This window comes from Klebsiella sp. Lac1 (assembly GCF_009825425.1).
GTDB lineage: Bacteria > Pseudomonadota > Gammaproteobacteria > Enterobacterales > Enterobacteriaceae > Klebsiella > Klebsiella electrica.
The window spans coordinates 1,734,628-1,753,762 of record NZ_VJZJ01000001.1 but is presented as its reverse complement, the minus strand read 5'-3'; the positions used below and the strand labels follow the sequence as shown (position 1 = coordinate 1,753,762).

22 protein-coding genes are annotated in these 19,135 nt (G+C 53.4%); 20 read left to right on the top strand and 2 right to left on the bottom strand.

Features of this window, described 5'->3' with window-relative positions:
* Positions 1-8 precede the first annotated feature (8 nt).
* From urtE to FNY10_RS08230, 19 genes are all read left to right on the top strand, one after another.
* Positions 9-707 carry an urea ABC transporter ATP-binding subunit UrtE gene (urtE, locus tag FNY10_RS08320; RefSeq protein WP_141964554.1) on the top strand — a complete coding sequence of 233 codons (699 nt, stop codon included), beginning with the start codon at positions 9-11 and terminating at the stop codon, positions 705-707.
* 792 nt (positions 708-1,499) lie between these two features.
* Positions 1,500-1,730 (top strand): Flp family type IVb pilin, encoded by a 231-nt coding sequence (locus FNY10_RS08315; protein WP_160704917.1) that lies wholly within the window; start codon positions 1,500-1,502, stop codon positions 1,728-1,730.
* 99 nt (positions 1,731-1,829) lie between these two features.
* Positions 1,830-2,702, top strand: coding sequence for a hypothetical protein (locus FNY10_RS08310; protein ID WP_100683790.1), 873 nt, complete (start codon positions 1,830-1,832; stop codon positions 2,700-2,702).
* Positions 2,703-2,767: 65 nt separating this feature from the next.
* Positions 2,768-4,180, top strand: a complete 1,413-nt coding sequence (locus FNY10_RS08305; RefSeq protein WP_100683789.1) for a type II and III secretion system protein family protein — start codon at positions 2,768-2,770, stop codon at positions 4,178-4,180.
* Between the two features lie 36 nt (positions 4,181-4,216).
* Positions 4,217-5,356, top strand: coding sequence for a hypothetical protein (locus FNY10_RS08300; protein WP_160704918.1), 1,140 nt, complete (start codon positions 4,217-4,219; stop codon positions 5,354-5,356).
* A 56-nt stretch (positions 5,357-5,412) separates the two neighbouring features.
* Positions 5,413-6,702, top strand: a complete 1,290-nt coding sequence (locus tag FNY10_RS08295) for a CpaF family protein (protein WP_100683787.1) — start codon at positions 5,413-5,415, stop codon at positions 6,700-6,702.
* A complete protein-coding gene (locus tag FNY10_RS08290; RefSeq protein ID WP_160704919.1) occupies positions 6,699-7,604 on the top strand; it encodes a type II secretion system F family protein in 906 nt (301 codons plus the stop codon). Before FNY10_RS08295 ends, FNY10_RS08290 begins: the two co-directional genes overlap by 4 nt.
* A gap of 7 nt (positions 7,605-7,611) precedes the next feature.
* Positions 7,612-8,457 (top strand): type II secretion system F family protein, encoded by an 846-nt coding sequence (locus FNY10_RS08285; RefSeq protein WP_160704920.1) that lies wholly within the window; start codon positions 7,612-7,614, stop codon positions 8,455-8,457.
* Complete coding sequence (locus tag FNY10_RS08280; protein ID WP_160704921.1) at positions 8,445-9,746, top strand: tetratricopeptide repeat protein; 1,302 nt, start codon at positions 8,445-8,447, stop codon at positions 9,744-9,746. The genes FNY10_RS08285 and FNY10_RS08280 overlap by 13 nt, the downstream gene beginning before the upstream one ends.
* 35 nt (positions 9,747-9,781) lie before the next feature.
* Positions 9,782-10,243: a hypothetical protein gene (locus FNY10_RS08275; protein ID WP_100683783.1), complete on the top strand. Its 462-nt coding sequence runs from the start codon at positions 9,782-9,784 to the stop codon at positions 10,241-10,243.
* 31 nt (positions 10,244-10,274) lie between these two features.
* Entirely contained in the window at positions 10,275-10,640 is a 366-nt protein-coding gene (locus FNY10_RS08270) for a roadblock/LC7 domain-containing protein (protein ID WP_100683782.1), read from the top strand.
* A 44-nt stretch (positions 10,641-10,684) separates the two neighbouring features.
* Complete coding sequence (locus FNY10_RS08265; RefSeq protein ID WP_224742550.1) at positions 10,685-11,245, top strand: GTP-binding protein; 561 nt, start codon at positions 10,685-10,687, stop codon at positions 11,243-11,245.
* On the top strand, positions 11,245-11,718 hold the full coding sequence (locus FNY10_RS08260) for a roadblock/LC7 domain-containing protein (RefSeq protein ID WP_100683780.1): 474 nt from the start codon (positions 11,245-11,247) through the stop codon (positions 11,716-11,718). Before FNY10_RS08265 ends, FNY10_RS08260 begins: the two co-directional genes overlap by 1 nt.
* The gene (locus tag FNY10_RS08255) at positions 11,711-12,106 is read left to right on the top strand and encodes a hypothetical protein (RefSeq protein WP_100683779.1); all 396 of its coding nucleotides are present in this window, start codon (positions 11,711-11,713) and stop codon (positions 12,104-12,106) included. Before FNY10_RS08260 ends, FNY10_RS08255 begins: the two co-directional genes overlap by 8 nt.
* Positions 12,107-12,161: 55 nt before the next feature.
* Positions 12,162-12,587 carry an A24 family peptidase gene (locus tag FNY10_RS08250; protein WP_100683778.1) on the top strand — a complete coding sequence of 142 codons (426 nt, stop codon included), beginning with the start codon at positions 12,162-12,164 and terminating at the stop codon, positions 12,585-12,587.
* An 89-nt stretch (positions 12,588-12,676) separates the two neighbouring features.
* Positions 12,677-13,102 (top strand): hypothetical protein, encoded by a 426-nt coding sequence (locus FNY10_RS08245; protein ID WP_160704922.1) that lies wholly within the window; start codon positions 12,677-12,679, stop codon positions 13,100-13,102.
* Positions 13,095-13,685 carry a tight adherence pilus pseudopilin TadF gene (gene tadF, locus FNY10_RS08240; RefSeq protein ID WP_131050266.1) on the top strand — a complete coding sequence of 197 codons (591 nt, stop codon included), beginning with the start codon at positions 13,095-13,097 and terminating at the stop codon, positions 13,683-13,685. The genes FNY10_RS08245 and tadF overlap by 8 nt, the downstream gene beginning before the upstream one ends.
* Positions 13,686-13,714: 29 nt before the next feature.
* Positions 13,715-15,478, top strand: coding sequence for a TadE/TadG family type IV pilus assembly protein (locus FNY10_RS08235; RefSeq protein WP_160704923.1), 1,764 nt, complete (start codon positions 13,715-13,717; stop codon positions 15,476-15,478).
* A 23-nt stretch (positions 15,479-15,501) separates the two neighbouring features.
* Positions 15,502-16,137 (top strand): lytic transglycosylase domain-containing protein, encoded by a 636-nt coding sequence (locus FNY10_RS08230; protein WP_100683774.1) that lies wholly within the window; start codon positions 15,502-15,504, stop codon positions 16,135-16,137.
* Positions 16,138-16,222: 85 nt separating this feature from the next.
* Here FNY10_RS08230 and FNY10_RS08225 read toward each other — a convergent pair whose 3' ends face one another.
* Complete coding sequence (locus FNY10_RS08225; RefSeq protein ID WP_100683838.1) at positions 16,223-16,693, bottom strand: helix-turn-helix domain-containing protein; 471 nt, start codon at positions 16,691-16,693, stop codon at positions 16,223-16,225.
* Positions 16,694-16,810: 117 nt separating this feature from the next.
* A complete protein-coding gene (gene ydeE / locus FNY10_RS08220; RefSeq protein WP_160704924.1) occupies positions 16,811-18,007 on the bottom strand; it encodes an efflux MFS transporter YdeE in 1,197 nt (398 codons plus the stop codon).
* 191 nt (positions 18,008-18,198) lie between these two features.
* On the opposite strand from ydeE, the gene eamA reads away from it, so the two are divergent.
* Positions 18,199-19,098, top strand: coding sequence for an O-acetylserine/cysteine exporter (gene eamA / locus FNY10_RS08215; protein ID WP_131050270.1), 900 nt, complete (start codon positions 18,199-18,201; stop codon positions 19,096-19,098).
* Positions 19,099-19,135: the final 37 nt, after the last annotated feature.

Below are 19,135 nucleotides of genomic sequence, written 5' to 3'. Positions count from 1 at the left end.
GAGAGCGAATGCTACAGGTTAACCAGTTACATCAATATTATGGCGGCAGCCACATTCTGCGCGGGGTCGACTTTGCGGCCCGGCAAGGTGAGGTTACCTGTCTGCTGGGGCGCAATGGCGTGGGTAAAACTACCTTACTGAAGTGTCTGATGGGGCTTATCCCGGCGCGCAGCGGCGAAGTCATCTGGCAGGACAAACCGATTACCCAGCGTAAACCGCACCAGCGGGTGCAGGCTGGCATCGCCTATGTGCCGCAGGGACGTGAAATCTTTCCTCGCCTGACGGTGGAAGAGAACCTGCTGATGGGGCTGTCGCGATTCCCGGCCAGGGACGCCGGGCAGGTACCGGAGGAGATTTATCAGCTGTTTCCGGTGCTGAAAACCATGAAACAGCGGCGCGGCGGCGATCTCTCCGGCGGTCAGCAGCAGCAGCTGGCGATTGGTCGCGCGCTGGCCAGTCGGCCGCAACTGCTGATCCTCGACGAGCCGACGGAAGGTATCCAGCCATCGGTCATCAAAGAGATTGGTGAAGTGATCCGCCAACTGGCGAACCGTGGCGATATGGCCATTCTGCTGGTTGAGCAGTTCTATGACTTTGCCGCAGCGCTAGCCGATCGCTATCTGGTGATGTCGCGGGGAACGATTATTCAGCAGGGTAACGGGGCGGAGATGGAAGCCGAAGGGGTGCGCGGCATGGTGACAATTTAACGCGCTGCGTTTCTCAGGGCTTTGCCGTCTTGTGGCAAAGCCCGAGCGCCAGTGACTGGCTTCGTCCCATAATGAACAGACCTCTGTTCGTCTTTTATTCTGCAACAAGAATAAAATCCAGCATATTTCATTGTCAGTCGTTCAGTCTGCTTATCTATCTGCTATTTATCAGCCGACGCCGCTAATGACGGCGCTGTTATTGCGCCGCGTTTGGGGTTAATTGCAGCGATCTGGACGCTAATTCCCGGGTGTAAATTTAGGATTTTTCCTTATTTTAATTATTTGTTATTTATATGTGTGGTCGGCATCGATATCCGCCATATATTGTAAGCGATAAAACACTTCTTCATTGGCTCACGGGCAGTTTAAGCTGCGAATTTAATGGCGAAACCAGCGCTAAATACTAAATGTTGATTTTTATCGAATGTAATGGTTGTTGAGTTGTTTTTTTATTATGAAATAGCCCGCTAAAAATAAACCCTGTCTGCTGCCGCGTCAGGGTAATAAATACCGTCAAATAATGCCTGATTTATAAGCAATTAGTCCGCTTTTCTGAGGCTGTTTTTTCTCCAAACGATCGGTCAAAACGATCGTTATATGTTAAGTGATAGCTTTGGACTATTAACCAGAATGAAATCGATCGATTATAAATATTAGCTGGCAGCAGAATTATCAGGCTATTCTGCTGCTGCCCGGGAAATATCAGCACCGAAGGATGGATTCTTTTTGTGAATATGTTTCGGGAGATCTATAAATTTAAATATTGAATGATGGTTAATAAGGGAACTAATAATGCTAAACCGTGTTTATGATAAATATCTGGCTGCCTATAGCTGTGTTGCTGGATGCATTTATGATTTCAAAAACAATGAAAAAGGCGTCACCGCCGTTGAGTACGCGATTGTCATCGCAGGTGTGGCCGCCGTTGTTTCTGTGGTGTTTGGTTCAGGTGGCTCCGTTCAGACAACACTGACTTCTGTGTTCACGGCGGTCACAACGAAGATTACCGGCCTTGTCCAATAATAATTATTGGAATATCTAATAATGACACGGGCATCATAGGATGTGATGCCTGTATTCAGAGATGATTTCAGAATTTCTGGCAGAACAAAGTGGATAACAATGAATATGAAAAGAGGCGGTCTGCTGGTTTATGTGGTGATGATCGTTGTCGGTATTCTGGGGCTGTTTTTCTATTTTAATCAATCCCGCACGGCTGCCCCTTTGCAGGCCAGCCAGCCAGAAAAAAAACCGCAGCAGACGATAAGCGTGGTGGTAGCCACCCGTGATTTAGACGCCAGAACGATACTACGGGCCGGGGACTTTCAGATTAAAACCGTTACGGTTGATGTCGGCAGTACCGATGCGCAGTTTAATCTCGTCGGTAAAAACCTGGATAACTGGGCGTTAAAAAGCGCGGTGCCGGCGAATTCATGGATTTTGCCGGGTTTAATGGTGGCGCCGGGCAGCGATGAATACCTGACCCTGTTTTTACGGCCGGGGAATATTCTCTATACCTTTGAGCTAAACAAGTCAGACAACTATTTATTAAATAACATCAAAGCCGGGCAGGGCGTGGATATTTATCTCTCCTATCGTCGGATATACCCCAAACATGAAGATACGCTGGAAGTCGGCGCCGAACAGTCCCGTGAGAAAAATCAGCTTTATAACCGCCTGAAACCGCTGATGGGCAATAAGCGGGTACTGGCGATTCGCCCGGCAAAAACGGTGGTCACTAACGGCGTCAACGTGGTGGAAAAGGGTAGCCAGCTGGTGGTCGAGCTGCAGGATCGCGAGGTCAAAATGCTGAAGGGGCTGGGCGGCGAGCTGGCGAATATTCTCCTGTTTCCGGCCACCACCTCTCCGGAAGGGAAATCGACCATTGCGCTGCCCTCGCCGGAGGCGGCATGGCCGGTCAGCGACGACGTGATTTTTAATCTACCTCCCGTTCCAGCAAAGCTCACCTCAGAAATTAACGAGCTTCGAGGCTAAATCGCCACCTGACCTCAGGTGGCTTATAACACCATGGAACCCCGGATACAGGGATATTTTAAAAGATGACTCAACGTTTGTTCTGCATTAAAAGGCTGTTTGTGCTGCTGGTGTTTTGCGTGTTTTCTCTGGGGGCCAGGGCGGAAGTCGTTAATCTCAAACCCGGGCAATCGAAAACGCTGCGCTTCGCTAGCGCCGTTAATACGGTGTTTGTGTCAGACCCGGCCGTTGCCGATTACAAAATCGTCAACGATAAAAATATCGTGCTGTATGCCCGCAAGCTGGGCAGCACTGAGCTGGTGGTCTATGGCCCGCAGGCGAAAATCCTGATGAATCTCAGCGTGGATGTTGACCCTTTTCTGAGCGACATTCGCCAGCGCGTGGCGCGTGAATACCCCGGCAGTACGGTGGAGGTGAAACGCTTCCAGAATGCCGATAAAGCCACGTGGATCCTGAGCGGCACGGTGCCCGATGAAGAGAGCCGCGACGGGGTCTATCAGCTGGTCGGCAGTCTGGTGGGCTCCGGCGATGGCGGCAGTAAAAGTAACGGCAGCAACGCCAGCAGTGAAAACACCCGTTTTGCGATCGCCAAAGTCTATGACAACGTCATTAACCGCTTACAGCTCCCGTCCTCGAACCAGGTCAACGTTAAACTGACCGTGGTGGAGGTGAGCAAAGAGTTTACCGATAACCTGGGCATCGAGTGGAGCAGCCTGACACTGGATAGCATTATCAACGGCGGCGGAAATAACGGTATCACCACCAACAGCCCTGGGGTCTTTAATCTGCTGGGGTTTCGCCGTGGGTTTGATGCCGGAAATATCAGCACCCTGATTAACGCGGTAAAAAATGACTCGATTGCCCGGGTGCTGGCCCAGCCTAATCTCACCGTACTTTCCGGAGAGTCCGCCAGCTTCCTGGTAGGCGGCGAAATTCCGATTATGGTGAAAGACCAGGACTCGGTCACCGTGCAGTATAAAGAGTACGGTATTCGCCTGAATATTACCGCCAAGGTGGAAAAACGCCAGAAGATACGCCTGTTTGTCTCCAATGAATTAAGCAGCGTCACCGGTTCGTATGCCTATAACGACTACCAGATCCCGACCATGCGTACCCGGCGCTCCAGCTCAACCATCGAGCTGGCGGATGGCGACAGCTTTGTTATCGGCGGCTTATTAAGCGAGGCCGACAGGGAGTCGCTCACCAAAGTGCCGTTTATTGGCGATATTCCGGTGCTGGGGGCATTGGCCCGTAGCTCGATGACCGAAAGAAGCAAAAGCGAACTGGTGGTATTCGCCACGGTGAATCTGGTGAAACCACAGGCCGAAGCGGCGGCCCGCAAGATGTCGCTTCCATCCTTTCGCCGCAGCTCGGTTGAGAAGCTGTTCTTTAACGTCGGCGTTGACCAGAAAATGCGCGAAGAGCGTTTAAATAGTGATGCCGGACGCTTTCTTGAACAGGGCGGCTTTGCCCGCTAACGACCTCGCATCATTGACATATTTCTGGAGTGAAAGATGAAGTTGTTTTCGGATTCTAAAAAGAAAAGCGAGCCGGAAGTCGCGCAGAAGGTGAAAAAGGGGGGCGCGCAGTCGATAATTATTATCTCCCCTGATAAAGAGATACTTTCTGACATTAGCAGTTTGTTATTAATTAATAACTTTAATAACGTTATTGGTCACCCGCTTGATTTTTTTGCCTTGCAGGATGACAGCATTTTGCGCGGCGCCGCGACGGTAATTATTGATATCGGCAACTGTAATGATGTCACCTTGATCTGTGAAACGGCCACATTGCTGATTCCCGCCAGCGCGCGTCAGGTCTTTCTCGGTCGCAATGACTCAATAGCTTTCGCCCAGGCGCTGATGAGCGCCGGCGTCTGCTATCTGCATATTCAGTCCCAGCTGGCGCAGCTGGCCGGGCAGCTCCAGCAGCCTGACAGCGCCCTGGCGACGCGCAGCATGATGAAAATCAGTCTGCTGGGCTGCAAAGGCGGCGTGGGTACCACAACCGTGGCCTGGCAGCTGTTTCAGGCCATCGGTATGCAGACCTCGATCCCCTCGCTGCTGGTGCAGGGCGCCAGCGGCAGCCGGGATCTTGATTTAATGACCTCCCGTACTCTGCCCAGAGACGGGGCGATTACGCCGATGGGGCCTCAGCAGTCCGCGCGCATAGAGCCCCTGGATGCGGCCTGGACCTATGGCGATAGCCACTTCAATGCGTTCAATCTGGTGATGTTCGATCACGGCGTCTATGCCCAACCCTACGAGCATCTTGAGACCGTCTTTACGCAATCCAGCACCTTGATTCTGGTGATTAACCGCGATCTGAGCGCCCTGCGGGTGGCTAAGTATTTGCTGGATGAGAAGCAGCGCGTCGACCTGTCGCGCGGCGGCAAAGAGCTGCGGGTCTTCATCTGCCTCAATGAGAATCACCCTGCGCACGGCGATGAGCTGCGCAATGACGATATTGAGGAGTACCTGGGTTACCCGCTGGCGGTGATTAACCCGTGGAACGTTAAGCAAAACCAACCGTTGTCGGCAACACCGCTGTGGCGTTTTGCCGCCCAAAGCCTGCTGGGTAAATCTGAGCAGGAGACGGCAAAGAGAAGATTATTTCCATCGTTTTTCTCATTACGCCCCGACCGTAAGTCGTAGCGGATGGCGGATTTCGTCACGCGGTGGGAACATAACTTTTAAGGATGACGACAGCGATGGATACGGAGAGCTTTGAATCCCTGCTCTATTTTCGTGAGCTGGTGCTGAAGAGCGTTGATTTAGAACGGGTTGATGCGTTGCGTCACGATCGCGATGCGCTGTTTCGGGAAATCAGCGAGGTGATCACGCGGCAGGTGAACAGCAGCGGCAGATATTTATCCTCCCGCGCCAGTCACGATCTGTGCGAGCTGGTTACCGATGAGATAACCGGCTACGGCCCGCTACGGGAATTAATGGAAGACGACACCATCAGCGATATTTTGGTGAACGGCCCGGATCGCATTTTTGTCGAGCGTTTCGGCAAACTTGAACAGGTCGATAAACGCTTCCTCAACGACGTTCAGCTCACCGATATCGCCAGACGGCTGGTTTCGCGAGTGGGGCGCCGGGTCGATGATTCCCAGCCGCTGGTGGACGCCAGGATGCCGGACGGCAGCCGTCTCAACGTGGTGATTTCACCGGTGGCGCTGGATGGCGCGTCGATCTCCATCCGTAAGTTTGGCAAGGGCAAGAAATCACTGGCCGACCTGGTGGAGTACGGCAGCATGAATGAAATGATGGCCAATTTTCTGGTCATCGCCAGCCGCTGTCGGGTCAACATTATTGTCTCCGGGGGGACGGGCTCGGGGAAAACCACGCTGCTTAACGCGATGTCGCAATACATCAATGAAGATGAGCGGGTACTTACCCTGGAAGATGCCGCCGAACTGCGGCTACAGCAGCCGCACGTGGTTCGCCTGGAGACGCGAATGGCCGGGTCGGAAAACCAGGGAGTGGTGAATATGCGCCATCTGGTGGTCAACGCGCTGCGTATGCGTCCCGACAGGATAATCGTCGGCGAGTGTCGTGGCGAGGAGGCTTTTGAGATGCTGCAGGCCATGAACACCGGCCATGATGGTTCAATGTCGACGCTGCATGCCAACTCGCCGCGCGACGCGCTGGCGCGTCTGGAGAGCATGATCATGATGTCCAGCGCGTCGCTGCCGTTGGCGGCCATACGCCGCAACATCGCCTCGGCGGTCAACATCATCGTGCAGGTGTCGCGCCTGCCGGACGGCTCGCGCAAGGTGATCAACATCGCCGAAGTGATGGGCATGGAAGGAGACAACATTATTCTGCAGGACATCTTTAGCTTCGGCGCCGAAGCGGATCGCAATGAGTACGGCAAGATTCAGGGGACGTATACCTGTTTTGGGCTGCTCCAGCGTTCGGCGGTGTACCGCCAGGCGCTGGTGCATGGCCTGCTTGAACCTTTAAAACAACTGTTCGGGAACCGGATGCCATGATGATGATCATTTTTAGCTTTCTGCTGCTGGCAGGCTGCATTCAGCTGGGGCTGTGGTATCGCCAGCAGAAGCGCATGCGGCGTTTACAGCAGGCGGAAGCTGCCCGTAACCGGGTGGAGCTGACAAGGCGACTGCTGCGTAATCCGCTGGGCGGGTGGTTATCACGCTTGATGGACAATATGCGTCTTCATTTACTGGGCAAGCAGCGCGCTACCGTCTTGCGCCACGGGCTGATCCTGCTACTGGTCCAGGCCGCAAGCTTCTACGTAAACCAGAATTACCTGAACCTGAGTCCGCTGATTATCCATCCCGCATGCTTTGTGCTGACCCTCTACGGCCTGTATCTCAACAGTAAGAAAAAGATGCGTCTGGAATTTGATGCTCAGTTTTCGGAAGCGCTGAATATTATTAACAGCTCGATCCGCGCCGGTAACTCGGTTATTCAGGGGATTGAGCAGTGCGGGCAAAAGATTGACGGTGTGCTGGGCGATGAATTCAGACAGATATCGCAGCGCCTGGAAATCGGTGAAGATGCGGAAAGCGTATTTTTGGCCTCGTGGCGACGCCTGCCGTTTAGTGAATACTACTTTTTCATCATTACCGTACAGCTCAACATGAAAGGCGGGGGGCAGGTCAAAGAGGTGATGTCGCGTCTGGGAACGCTTATCTCCAACGCCCGGGTGCTGGAGAAGAAAAAATACGCCATGACATCGGAAGTCCGCATGTCGATTAAGATACTGACGGCTATCCCCATTTTTTTCTTCTTCTTTCTGAAATTTCAGTCGCCGGCCAATTTTGACATTTTACTGCACCATCCGACGGGCCAGATGATGCTCTATTACGCTATTTGCAGCATTCTGCTGGGGCTGCTGATTGTCTGGATGATGATGAATAAAATATAGGTGACATATGTTTTATATTCTTGCGCTAATCCTGCTGGTCTCAGGTGCCGGGGGATTAACCCGGATCTGGTTATTGAAGCGACGTCGGCAGCGTATTTATCACCTGCTGGAGCAGAGTAGCAAGCAGTACGCTTTTATCCCACAGGATAATACAACGCCGGTTGAGCGAATCATGAGGAAAACCAGTCGTCTGGTCTCGTGGACCGCGATGCTGGATAAAAACATTGTCGCTAAAACGTTAATCATCGTTATCGCGACGCTACTGCTGGTATTCGTGGATGCGACCGGGATTTATACATTTTCCCGTGAGATGTTATTTCTTTGCGTACTGGCCTGCGTGGTGGTGGTTATTCTGTTACCGAATCTGGTAAAGGAAATGACCATTAAAAAAAACATGAAAAGGATTTCTGACGACCTGCCATTCGTTATCGATATGCTGGCTGTCTGCGTGCAATCCGGGATGACCATTGAAAAAGCGTTGCGTTATATCGCCGACAATACCTATGCCATTAATCCCAATATCGCCACGCTGTTCGACAGGGCGATGCTCAAAACAGAGGTGAACGGGATTAACGCCGCGCTGGAACAACTCTATGAGGAGGTTCCGGGGACAGAAGTCAGAATGCTGTGTTCGACTTTGCAGCAAAGTATTAAATATGGCTCGTCAATATATCAGGTGTTGATCGACCTTTCTAAAGAGATGCGCGAACTGCAGCTGCTGAGCACCGAAGAGAAGGTGGCCAGCCTGTCAGCAAAAATGACGTTGCCGATGATCGCTTTCATTATGTTTCCGCTGTTGGTCATCGTTGCGGGGCCAGGCATTATAGGGATGGTGTCAATGTGGTCAAAATAATCTCTCTTACGGCGTTTCTCGCGCTGCTGGCGTTGGGCGGCTGCCAGAGCCAAACCGGCGGCGGTGAACTCAATGATAGTCAGCGTGAATATATTCTCAGTAAGGTCAATAACTATAACGGCTTGATCAAGCTCTACCGTGAAAAGCTCAGCCGTAAAGAGGATAAGGATACCCGCTACCAGCTGGCGGAATACTACTATCTGGCGGAGGATTTCGACTCTTCCCGCCAGTATCTGCAGCCGCTCATCGCCAACAATCCCGATGAACGGGCATTATTACTGGCAAGTAAAAACCTGATGGAGCTCGGCAATTATAGCGAAGCGCAGGCGATGGTTGCCGGCGTGCTCAGGCAGAACCCCCAAAGCGGCGAGGCCTGGAATATGCAGGGGATCCTGCTGGCGCAAGATGGCGATTTTACCGGGGCGGCCCGCGCGTTTAATAGCGCGAGGCAGCGCTTTGTCGATGACGATATCGTGATTAATAACCTGGCGATGCTGGCCATTATGCAAAACGATTACGCCACCGCCAGAGACTATCTTTTTTCTCTCTACGGCAGGGGGCATGCGAGCCAGAAAGTGCTGCATAACCTCGTCTACGTGCTGGTGAAGCTCCAGGACTTTAACGGTGCGGAAAGCATCCTGCAGCAGGAAAAGATGGCCGACCGTAGCGACGGGTTGATGGAAGCGCTGGCGAAAGTGAATCCGCGCCCGCGCGTGCGGTCCGCAGCGTTGTCGGCCCCGGCTCCGGTGTCGATAGCGAAAAGCGCGGCGCCAGCGGTGAAATCGGGGGCCCAGACCGGAGTCGCACCGCCACCGCTCAAAACGGCGGCCGCTGAACGCACATCGGTCTCCACTCAGGATGAAATAACCCGGCTCCTGGATAATCAGCCGACGGCGAAGTCGGCAGGGCTGGTGGAAAAAGCGTCTTTGTCGTTAACCAGCGGTCTGAAAGACGTTTCTGCGGTTCGCTCCGGACGCCACCCCGGATATTTCCGCATGACGCTGGAGTCGCAGCATGCGATTAATTTCCGCGAACTTCCCAGCGCGGATAAAAATAAGCGTATTTTTGAATTACAGAATGTCAGACTAGGGCAGGCGTTGCTGCGTGCGGCTGACGATATTCCCAGGGAATACCCCAACATCAATAAATTGACGTTTTATCAAAATCAAACGGATGCTGTTTTAATTGAGTTTGAATTTACCCACTCACTGGCAAAAGCGAAGGTATTCCGTCTCGCCGCGGGTAAGGTTCCAGGGGAACGACTGGTGTTTGATATTTATTACGGCTGAACCGCCGGGTCTGTTTTTATACGGAAATAAACATTATGAAAATTTATGAATACAACGATCTGCTGGTGCAGGTGCCGGCGGGCGTCACGCATCTGATGATCGGCGCGGATGGCGTATTACGCGGCTATCGCAACAGGCCGGATATGTCATTGCCCCGGCCCTGGGAAACGACGGAAAGTATTATTCCTGGCGTGCTGAACTGGGAAAAATCACACGCTGAGATTGCCGCGCTGCGGGAATATTCGCCCATTATTATTCACGAGTTTGCGTTGCCGGGAACCGAACGTTTCCGCGTCGGCGATAAATACACGCTGCATGCGACTATCAATGAAGAACTCTGTTTGACCTCCGAGGTTCATGCGGTCGTCAGCTGCTATACGCCGGGCATGAAGCCCTGGTGCCAGATATTAAAACTGAAGGTCGAAGGACTCTCTATCGACAATATTCTGCTGGCAAATGTTAAAGAAGTTCTTCATGACTTAAAAGTCACTGATTAATCACAACAGAATGAATTTACAGGAGAAAATAATGGCTGAAATGGAAAAGTTACTGGATGGACTGGTTAACCTTGATGGCGCGCTGGGGGCGGCGCTGGTCGATGCCCGTAATGGCATGCTGTTACACGGCGTGGGCTCTGCCGGTCTGGATATTGAAATTGCCGCCGCGGCCATTACTGATGTTCTGCGCGCCAATATCAAGATGCTGAAATTAATGGCGACCGGAGATGAAGTGGAAGACATCCTGATTACGCTGGGCAAACAGTACCACATACTCCGACCGGTGAGGGCTGTGGATGGGGTATTCGTGTATACCATTCTCGATCGTCGCAATGGAAATCTGGCGCTGGCCAGACGCAAAGTGACGGACGTCGAAGAGGCCATCGTCATTTTATAAGTAACCCCGCCCGCGTAGCGCGGGCGGAGGACATAAGGTTCGGGATGATGAAAGACTATAAGGTGATCCTGGTAGGACGCAGCGGCTCGGGTAAGACCACGGCTATCCGTAGCGTCAGTGAAATCAACGTCGTGTCAACGGACGTGCTGGCATCGGACCGCGGCGACGCAGAGAAAGACACCACCACCGTCGGTTTTGACTACGGCGAGCTGACTATTCCTGGCGGGCAAAACCGGATGCGGCTTTACGGCACTCCGGGGCAGGAGCGCTTCACGTTTATGCGCGATATCCTGGAACGCGGCAGCGTCGGTATTCTGCTGCTGGCCGATAATCACCGGCCAGACCCGCTGGCAGAGACTCGCAGTTGGCTGCGGGCGCTGAAAACCGGCCCGTTGGCGGGAAATGCGATCGTGCTGCTGGGCATCGTTAAGTGTGATTTGTCCCCCTTACCTGATCTTGAACAATACCAGCGCTTGCTGCGGGAGGAGGGGCTAACTCTTCCCGTCGCGACGCTGGATGCACGCAGCCCGGAAAGGGTCTTATTTCTGCTGAAGGTGCTGTTTTGCCAGCTTGAGCGTGCCAGAAATGAAGAGGTTTATTCCTGATGACAAGCATACTTCCGTTTGCGATTGAAGATGCCGGTACCCTGTCGACTGAACTCAGTCAGCAGATTCAGCAACTGCTGCTGGAGTTTGCCCAGAATTATCCTGTGATGGGGGAGCTGCTGGTGGCGACCGCCGATGGTTATGAGGTCGCGGCCGTTCTCAAAGAAGAGGACCCCGGGCGGTTACATAAAATCGCGGCGATGACCAGCTCTCTGCTGGGGGTTGGCGCCGCGATGCTAAATGAAATCGCGGCCGGAGAGCAGAAAGCCATCACCGTCGAGGGCGAGAGGGACAATATCCTGCTCTGGCAGGTCGCTACGCAGCGTTTTCCGCTATGTCTGACCGTCGTGGCCTCCGCACAGGAGCCCCTCGGGCAACTGTTCTGGCTGTTGCGCCAGTTGGCGGCAGCCATCGCTGAGATCTGCCATGCGCAGCCCGATCTGCCGCCGCCACAGGAATATTATTATGAATGATCCGTTAACGATGTCCTTCGCCGTCAGATTATGCTCGGCAGACATGAGCTGTGGTTTTATTTCCGTGTCGCCGGTCCTGGATAACAGGGCAGAATTAATTCAGCAGCGTCTGAACTGGTATCACCAGTGGCTACATTCGCTGTGTAGCCATTTGCAGAAAGAGACGCCGATCCCGCAAGATATTTTCTCGCTTCTGCTGCTGCAGGCGGTTGAATTAACGGCTGCCGATATGCTTAGCGATGCCATTGCGCTGGCTCCGGTGCTTTACGATCGCGACAGCAGAATCATCGAGAGCGTGACCAGCTATTTTTCCTGGCTCCAGGCATGTACGCTGCCGGACCCTGAAAATAATGAACTGACGCAGCCAGAGAATCTCTCGCCTGAATAAACACGGTTCTTTTTAACACCGCATTTTTATGATGCGTGGAGAATAAGGGATTATTGTGAATATCGCATGGCTATTGACTGCCGGTATCAGCGGAGTGCTTATCTATATTTGCTATATGGATATCCGCTGGCGGCGGATACCTAACCGCGCCACGCTGCTGATACTGCTGCTCTCCTGTCTCGCAGGATTTACGCATATGCCTTATCCGGCGTTCATTCTCCCCGGCATACTGCTGGCGCTGGGTTTTATCGCCGTGATGGCGAAGCTGATGGGCGCCGGGGACATTAAGCTGGTGTGCGCGCTGGCGGTGGCGTTGTCAGTACCGGAGACCGGCAATTTTTTGCTGCTGACAGCCATCGCGGGTATTCCCGTCGCCATTGTCAGCCTGCTCTGTTTTTATTTCTTCGCCCGCGAGGAACGCGCAACGGTGCCATATGCGCTGGCCATCAGCTGCGGGTACTGGCTACAGCTGTGGGTATAACCATTGGTGAATGTATGTTTAAAAAGATAAAAAACGGTCTGCGGCATTATTTATGCGCTGAACATGGCGTTGCTGCTATGGAATTTTCCATGGTGTTTATTCCTTTTATTATTTCGATACTTTTTATTGCCGAGATGTGCCGGGTGGTCTTTATTTCCTCGGCGCTCGATCTGATTATCGCCGAGTCGGGCCATATAGCGGCGATCACCAGAGTGCCAGACAATTATCAGCAATATTTTAATGCCGAAATCAATAAGCGCATGGCCGACTGGCCGCTCATTTCCCGTGAAGTACATGTCCAGCTTTCGGTTAGCTGGTGTGACAGTATCTCCGCGGTGATTAACCACACTTGCACCACCACGGATGCGCATAATAAGCCGCTGGCATTTTACAAAGTGACCACTGATTATCAGCCGCTGTTTTTCTTCTTTCCTTCGCAAAGCGTCATCCAGGAACTGAGCCGCAGGATTTTACTGGTACAGGAATTTCAGCGTGAGGCAGAAAATAATGAATAACACGATGGGCAAGATAAAACGCGCATTACGCGACGATCGAGGGTCAGTCGCGATTGAGGCCGGTCTGTACTTCGTCGTCTTTTTTGTGCTGTGCGCGCTGCTGGTGGATTTCAGCGCCGTCTTTCTGAACAAAAGTTACCTCGAGCGGGTCACCCATTCGCTGGCCAGCGTGGTACGCGAAAGGTCCGTCTTCTATGGCGAAAGAGAGGAGCTAAGTCAGCAGGAGGTCAGCGATCTCTACGATCTGGCCGGTGTTCTGCTGGAGGAGAGCCGTCTGGCAGGCAGCCGCTATCAGCTGGTGGTGGAAGCCGCCTTCTTTCAATCCAGCGGCAGCAAAGCGCAAAAAAACCTGTTGAATACTCAGTCCTTCTCCCGGGGGACCGGGATCTGCCGCAGCCGGGTTGCGATAACCAGCGCGCAGATTGCGGCGCTGTCGCCGTGGGATACGAAAGGGCGCTGGCTGCCGGTTTATCAGGTGACGATGTGTCTGCCGGGCGGCGAGAGTTTATTTAAACGCGCGTTGAATAGCGCCGGAATACAGATCGGCGATATTGCCATCAGCAATGCGGTGATCCCGCGTTAATACCGTTCCTTATGGGCGAGGTGAAAATTATGCGAAGCCGGTTTTTACGGTTTATCGTGCGTCTTTTGCGTCAGGAGTACGGCGCGATAACCGTGATGTTTGCCATTATGTTTCCGCTGATAATGATGTTTTATTCGGTGGCCTATGATGGCGCTAATTTACAAAGCAGTCGCGCCAGGCTGGCAGATGGCCTTAATCAAGGCGTGCTGGCGGTGGCGATTCTCGACAACCGCAACACCACCGCCGCGGATAAGGCGGAGAATATTACGCTGGTGCATAACTACCTTTCCTACTATGTGCCGGATGCGACGATCGCGAAAAACGATCTGGCCGTAGCGGTAGAGGTGAACTACAGCACCACGGAAACCGGCAAACTTGACTCCGTGGACTATACCGCCAGCGGTAAAGCCAGCATGCGGCCAATAATCGGCGCGCAGCAAGAGGTCGGTTTTGACTCCGCGGTGGATATTCGTGCCGACAGCGGCGCGGGAGTGGTCAGAAAAACGTTTGAAGTCGTCAGATTCCCGACTGATTACGCTCTGGTACTGGATTTTTCGGGTTCAATGCAAGAACTCTCATCAGAGCCGGGGATGACAAGAATTACCTTGCTCCGTAAGGTTGTGACGGATTTCATCAGTGATATATTAAATGATGATTCGGTGAGTAATACGGTAAGCATTATTCCATTCAGTATTGGTGTGCCAGTTATCCTGCCGGGCGAAAATATTGCGGGTGGGGTAAGCGTGGGTTGCTCTTTTGTAGGAAAGCTAAAGCCACAGTATCAAAAAGTCGATCTTGATTTCTGGTATAATAAATTCCATATCAATAATTCTAATACTCCTGCTGAGAAGGCTCAGTCTTATAGTTATGACCGTTCATTATATAGCTATTATCAAGATGTGATTGGTCCGGCTACCGGTAATAGTATGGATAATATGATTACGAAAGGATGGTGCGTAAAAAATGCGAGTTATGGCAGCAGCGTGGGTAGAGATGTGTACAGCTGTGATGCCGATCCGCGTTCAAGGTTGTTTGATAACTATGATGAGTTTCTTGAATCGCGTGTAGCGGCTCATGATTTAATGCTGAGAGACGGCGCGAATTATGCAATCACGAATAATGAAACCCTGGATTATGATGGGATGTTTGCCGATGGATATATGTTTTCAGAACAGGCGGTTATCACCTTTAAACATATGATTGGATCGCGGTCGATGCGGCCTTTTGATCTGGATTGTTATTCTGCATTTGACGCAATGGATTTTAGTTTCGAGATGGTCAATCTCCTGAAGGATAAGACAGCAAAACCTAAGTCCTATCTTATAGAGCTAACAAACGATATTAGTGTTATTGATGAGTTTAATAACATGAGGATTGTTAATGGCTCACCCACTCATGTGACCTCTGGCCTGCTACGATCCCTACCGGTAGTTGCCAAAGGCACCAATCCCAGAAAAGCAATTATCGTGATATCCGATGGTATTGATTCCGGCAGCACGACCAGTGGACCCTATGCGATGACCGAGCGGCTATTTAAAACGTACGATCTTTGCCGGCGAGTCAGGGAGGGACTACTCCGTTACCCGCAGGGAACCCCGACTCAGGTGGCCGATATCTTTTTTATTTTTACGGTTAATAATTCTGAAACTACCAATGCCCTTAATTTGTGGCGCAATTATTGCGCCGGTGACAACGTGTTCCTTGCCACCAACTATCAGGACATTATTAACGTCCTGACGGGGATTGCTAAAAAATCCTCGGTGAAATTTATCAATAAAAATGAGCCGGAATAACCCCCGCGAGACAGGAGGTCAGAGTGTTGGATTTGGCTGTTTTGGCTAATCAGTGCGCGCCAGACGTCGCTCCCCAGGTGCTGGAACGTTTAATGAAAGTGGAATCGTCGTTTAATCCTTATGCCATTGGCGTGGTGGGCGGGCGGCTGGCGCGTCAGCCGCGCCATAAGGAAGAAGCTGTCGCTACCGCGCAGTATCTGGCACAGGCAGGCTGGAATTTTTCGCTAGGGCTGGGTCAGGTGAACCGGCACAATCTCGACAAATACGGACTGGATTATGAAACCGTCTTCGATCCTTGTCATAACGCCCGCGCCGCTGCCGGTATTTTTAATGAATGCCTGCGCCGCGCGTCGGTCAAGTTTTCCCCGCAACAGGCGCAGCTGGCGGCGTTTTCCTGCTACTACAGCGGCAACTTCCGCCGCGGCTTTCTCCCTGAAGGCCAGGCGCAGACCAGCTACGTTGAGCGGATCATGGCGGTAAAGCCGACGCTTACGGCAGGCGGCGCGGTCCCTATTGCGGTGATTCCCGACGGTCAATCTCGCCCAACGGCGAAAGTCCCCAGCGCAAAAGAAAACCGGCCAACGTCGCCCGGCGCGAAGCTATCTCAGATAGCCGGCGCATCATCGCCCCGAGGCGTGAAAGCTCTGCGGGGTGACTAGCCGGAGTCTGCCTGCGTAGCCATCCGTAGCCATCCGTAGCCCCGCTTAGCGTCAGCGCAAGCGGGGGACGACGGCGGGGGCAAATCTATTTGCGCAGCAGCCGCTGCAACCGTGTCTGACGCCAGTTGCGGATCCATTCGCCGAAAACAAACAAGCGCAAGCCTCTCACCAGCAGCAATGCCCCCCAGATCCCGGCGACCCACGCAGACCAGTAGTGGCCCGGAGAGGTAAACCGGTTGAGTAAAACCAGCAACACGCACACCACCACGGCGGTCGACAAGGAGCGGAAAAAGCGACTCTCCTGATGCACGCGCGCTTTTGCCTCTTCGATACGTAAATCGAGAGACTGCTCGTGGCCTGCCGGGGCGTCACCGGTTATTTCGCCCACGTTCACTTCAAAAACTGCGGCAAGGGCGCTCAGGGTTTCCAGCCCCGGGCGATCGCCGTTCTCAATGCGCTGAATGGTCCGCACGCTGAGGCCGGCAAGTTCGGCCAACTGCTCCTGGGACCAGGCGCGCTGCAGACGTAATTGTTTAACCTGATTACTGCTGTTCATCATATTTATCTCCGGGTGAAAACCTGAGATGGAGTGTGGTTCCGGGCACTGTCGGGCACCACGATCCGCAGCCGACAGTTACACGACATTAACCCGACAGCCGCATGACGCCTGGGTTCAGGCGCTGACGAACGAACAGCCATTGCGCCACGGGCGAACTTTCATTCCACGCAAGATCATCAGCCAGGCAACGATAATCGCGAGCATCAGCACCACAAACAGCGACCAGTGCGGCATATGGGTCAGGATAGATCCGCTAATCATCGGGTTGAAGGCGGCGCCCAGCCAGCCCAGCGACTGGGCGGAAAAGTAGCTCGCCTTCATGCCGGCGGGGGCGATGTTATCAATCAGCATATACTCGCCCGGCGCGTAGATAACCTCGCCAAGGGTAAACACGGCGGCAGATATCCCCCATAGCAGCAGGCTGTTGCCGGAAAGAATAAATCCCCCCAGCCCGAGGACGAAACAGACCGTCCCAAAAGTCATCAGCGGACGAATATTGCTGGCGCTCAACCGACGGCCGACGGCGTACTGTAGCGCCACCACCACGGCGGCGTTAACCGGAAGCACCACCGCCACCACCTTTTCGGCGAAATCGCTATCGCCGACCACCAGCACATACTGCGCAATACAGGAGGCGAATGAACCGCCGACGAACGAGGCCAGCAGGGCGGAAAGCGTAAACCACATCAGCGCCCGGTCACGCAGCAGCACTGAAGGCGACCAGCGGGTGGCGTTCTCCTGGGCAACCGCCGCCGGGGAACGCTGAACGAAGAGCTGAATAGCCACCAGCGGCAGCGCGGCGCAGGCCGCCGCCAGCCAGAAAGGCAGGTTGATGCTGTGCATCACCAGCAGTGTGCCGATGGGCGGGCCGACGGTCCAGCCGATATTCAGAAAGGTATAGTTGAGGGAGAAGATCCGCGCCTTCTTTTCCGGCGCCAGAACCTCGGCAAACCAGGCTTTCAGCACGGTAGAGAAGACGGAATAGGCGCAGTTGATCAGGGCAAAGAACACCACCACCAGCGTCACGCTATTGACCAGCGGAATGGCGATGAAGCCGCAGATAAAGGCCAGCACGGCGATAATCATATAGCGTTTTTTATCAAACTTATCGGCCAGAATGCCAAACCCCATGCTAAAGACGACGCCGACGGTGAGGGCGATGGAGAGCGCATAGCCAATGTTATCCACCTCAAGCTGGTACTGACGGGTGAGGAAGATTGTCATAAAGGGCAGCGTTGCGCCACGGCCGATAGTCAACAGCAGCGAGGACGCCAGCAACGCGATGGTCGAGCGTCTGATGGTCGGTGTCATATTCTTTGCCTGATGAAATGTTTTTTAGCGTGTTCTGCTCAGAAATATCATTCTATCAGGAGCTTGTATAGCGCAACCCCGTGCTATCGCGTGCTTTCACACCCTGCCAAAAATAATGATCTATCCGCCGGGCGCTTTTTTGGGTACTTTGATTTTGTTCACAAAAATTCTTATAACAACAGAGGCAGGGTATGACACGTAAAGACGGGCTGCTGGCGCTGCTGGTGGTGGTAGTGTGGGGACTGAATTTTGTGGTGATTAAGGTCGGGCTTCACAATATGCCGCCGCTGATGCTGGCGGGGCTGCGCTTCTTACTGGTGGCTTTCCCGGCGCTGCTGTTTGTTGCCCGTCCTGAAATCCCGCTGCGTCTGCTGCTCGGCTATGGCCTGACCATCAGCTTTGGTCAGTTTGCCTTTTTATTCTGCGCAATTAATCTTGGGATGCCCGCCGGCCTGGCCTCTTTGGTGCTTCAGGCTCAGGCATTCTTCACCATTATTCTTGGCGCCTTTGCCTTCGGTGAACGCCTGCAGGGAAAACAGCTGGCCGGGATTGCGCTGGCTATTTTTGGCATTCTGGTGCTGGTGGAAGCCAGCCTCGGCGGCCAGCATGTCCCGGTGGTCGGATTTATGCTGACCCTGGCGGCGGCGCTGAGCTGGGCCTGCGGGAATATCTTTAATAAGAAGATCATGTCCCGCGCCGAGAAGCCGCAGATTATGTCGCTGGTGGTGTGGAGCGCGTTGATTCCCGTGCTGCCGTTTATGCTGGCGTCATGGGCTATCGATGGCCCGCAGGCGATGGCGGCGAGCCTGATTCATATTGATATGCTGACCGTATTTTCGCTGCTGTATCTGGCGTTCGTTGCCACGATTGTCGGCTATGGCATCTGGGGATCGCTGCTCGGGCGCTATGAAACCTGGCGAGTGGCGCCGCTGTCGTTGCTGGTGCCGGTCGTTGGTATGGCCAGCGCCGCGCTGTTGCTCGGCGAAACGCTGAACGGCCTGCAGCTGCTGGGCGCCGTGCTGATTATGGCCGGGCTGTATATCAACGTTTTCGGCCTGCGGGTGTGGCGCACGGGCGCGGTACCGAGATAAGCAAAGCCCTTAGCGGCCTGTTTTTTTGCCGCCGGGC

Bases quoted from the DNA above. Each gene is read 5' to 3' on its own strand.
- urtE (WP_141964554.1), top strand. From the start codon at position 9: ATGCTACAGGTTAACCAGTTACATCAATATTATGGCGGCAGCCACATT.
- FNY10_RS08315 (WP_160704917.1), top strand. From the start codon at position 1,500: ATGCTAAACCGTGTTTATGATAAATATCTGGCTGCCTATAGCTGTGTT.
- FNY10_RS08310 (WP_100683790.1), top strand. From the start codon at position 1,830: ATGAATATGAAAAGAGGCGGTCTGCTGGTTTATGTGGTGATGATCGTT.
- FNY10_RS08305 (WP_100683789.1), top strand. From the start codon at position 2,768: ATGACTCAACGTTTGTTCTGCATTAAAAGGCTGTTTGTGCTGCTGGTG.
- FNY10_RS08300 (WP_160704918.1), top strand. From the start codon at position 4,217: ATGAAGTTGTTTTCGGATTCTAAAAAGAAAAGCGAGCCGGAAGTCGCG.
- FNY10_RS08295 (WP_100683787.1), top strand. From the start codon at position 5,413: ATGGATACGGAGAGCTTTGAATCCCTGCTCTATTTTCGTGAGCTGGTG.
- FNY10_RS08290 (WP_160704919.1), top strand. From the start codon at position 6,699: ATGATGATGATCATTTTTAGCTTTCTGCTGCTGGCAGGCTGCATTCAG.
- FNY10_RS08285 (WP_160704920.1), top strand. From the start codon at position 7,612: ATGTTTTATATTCTTGCGCTAATCCTGCTGGTCTCAGGTGCCGGGGGA.
- FNY10_RS08275 (WP_100683783.1), top strand. From the start codon at position 9,782: ATGAAAATTTATGAATACAACGATCTGCTGGTGCAGGTGCCGGCGGGC.
- FNY10_RS08270 (WP_100683782.1), top strand. From the start codon at position 10,275: ATGGCTGAAATGGAAAAGTTACTGGATGGACTGGTTAACCTTGATGGC.
- FNY10_RS08265 (WP_224742550.1), top strand. From the start codon at position 10,685: ATGATGAAAGACTATAAGGTGATCCTGGTAGGACGCAGCGGCTCGGGT.
- FNY10_RS08260 (WP_100683780.1), top strand. From the start codon at position 11,245: ATGACAAGCATACTTCCGTTTGCGATTGAAGATGCCGGTACCCTGTCG.
- FNY10_RS08255 (WP_100683779.1), top strand. From the start codon at position 11,711: ATGAATGATCCGTTAACGATGTCCTTCGCCGTCAGATTATGCTCGGCA.
- FNY10_RS08245 (WP_160704922.1), top strand. From the start codon at position 12,677: ATGGTGTTTATTCCTTTTATTATTTCGATACTTTTTATTGCCGAGATG.
- tadF (WP_131050266.1), top strand. From the start codon at position 13,095: ATGAATAACACGATGGGCAAGATAAAACGCGCATTACGCGACGATCGA.
- FNY10_RS08235 (WP_160704923.1), top strand. From the start codon at position 13,715: ATGCGAAGCCGGTTTTTACGGTTTATCGTGCGTCTTTTGCGTCAGGAG.
- FNY10_RS08225 (WP_100683838.1), bottom strand. From the start codon at position 16,693: ATGAACAGCAGTAATCAGGTTAAACAATTACGTCTGCAGCGCGCCTGG.
- ydeE (WP_160704924.1), bottom strand. From the start codon at position 18,007: ATGACACCGACCATCAGACGCTCGACCATCGCGTTGCTGGCGTCCTCG.
- eamA (WP_131050270.1), top strand. From the start codon at position 18,199: ATGACACGTAAAGACGGGCTGCTGGCGCTGCTGGTGGTGGTAGTGTGG.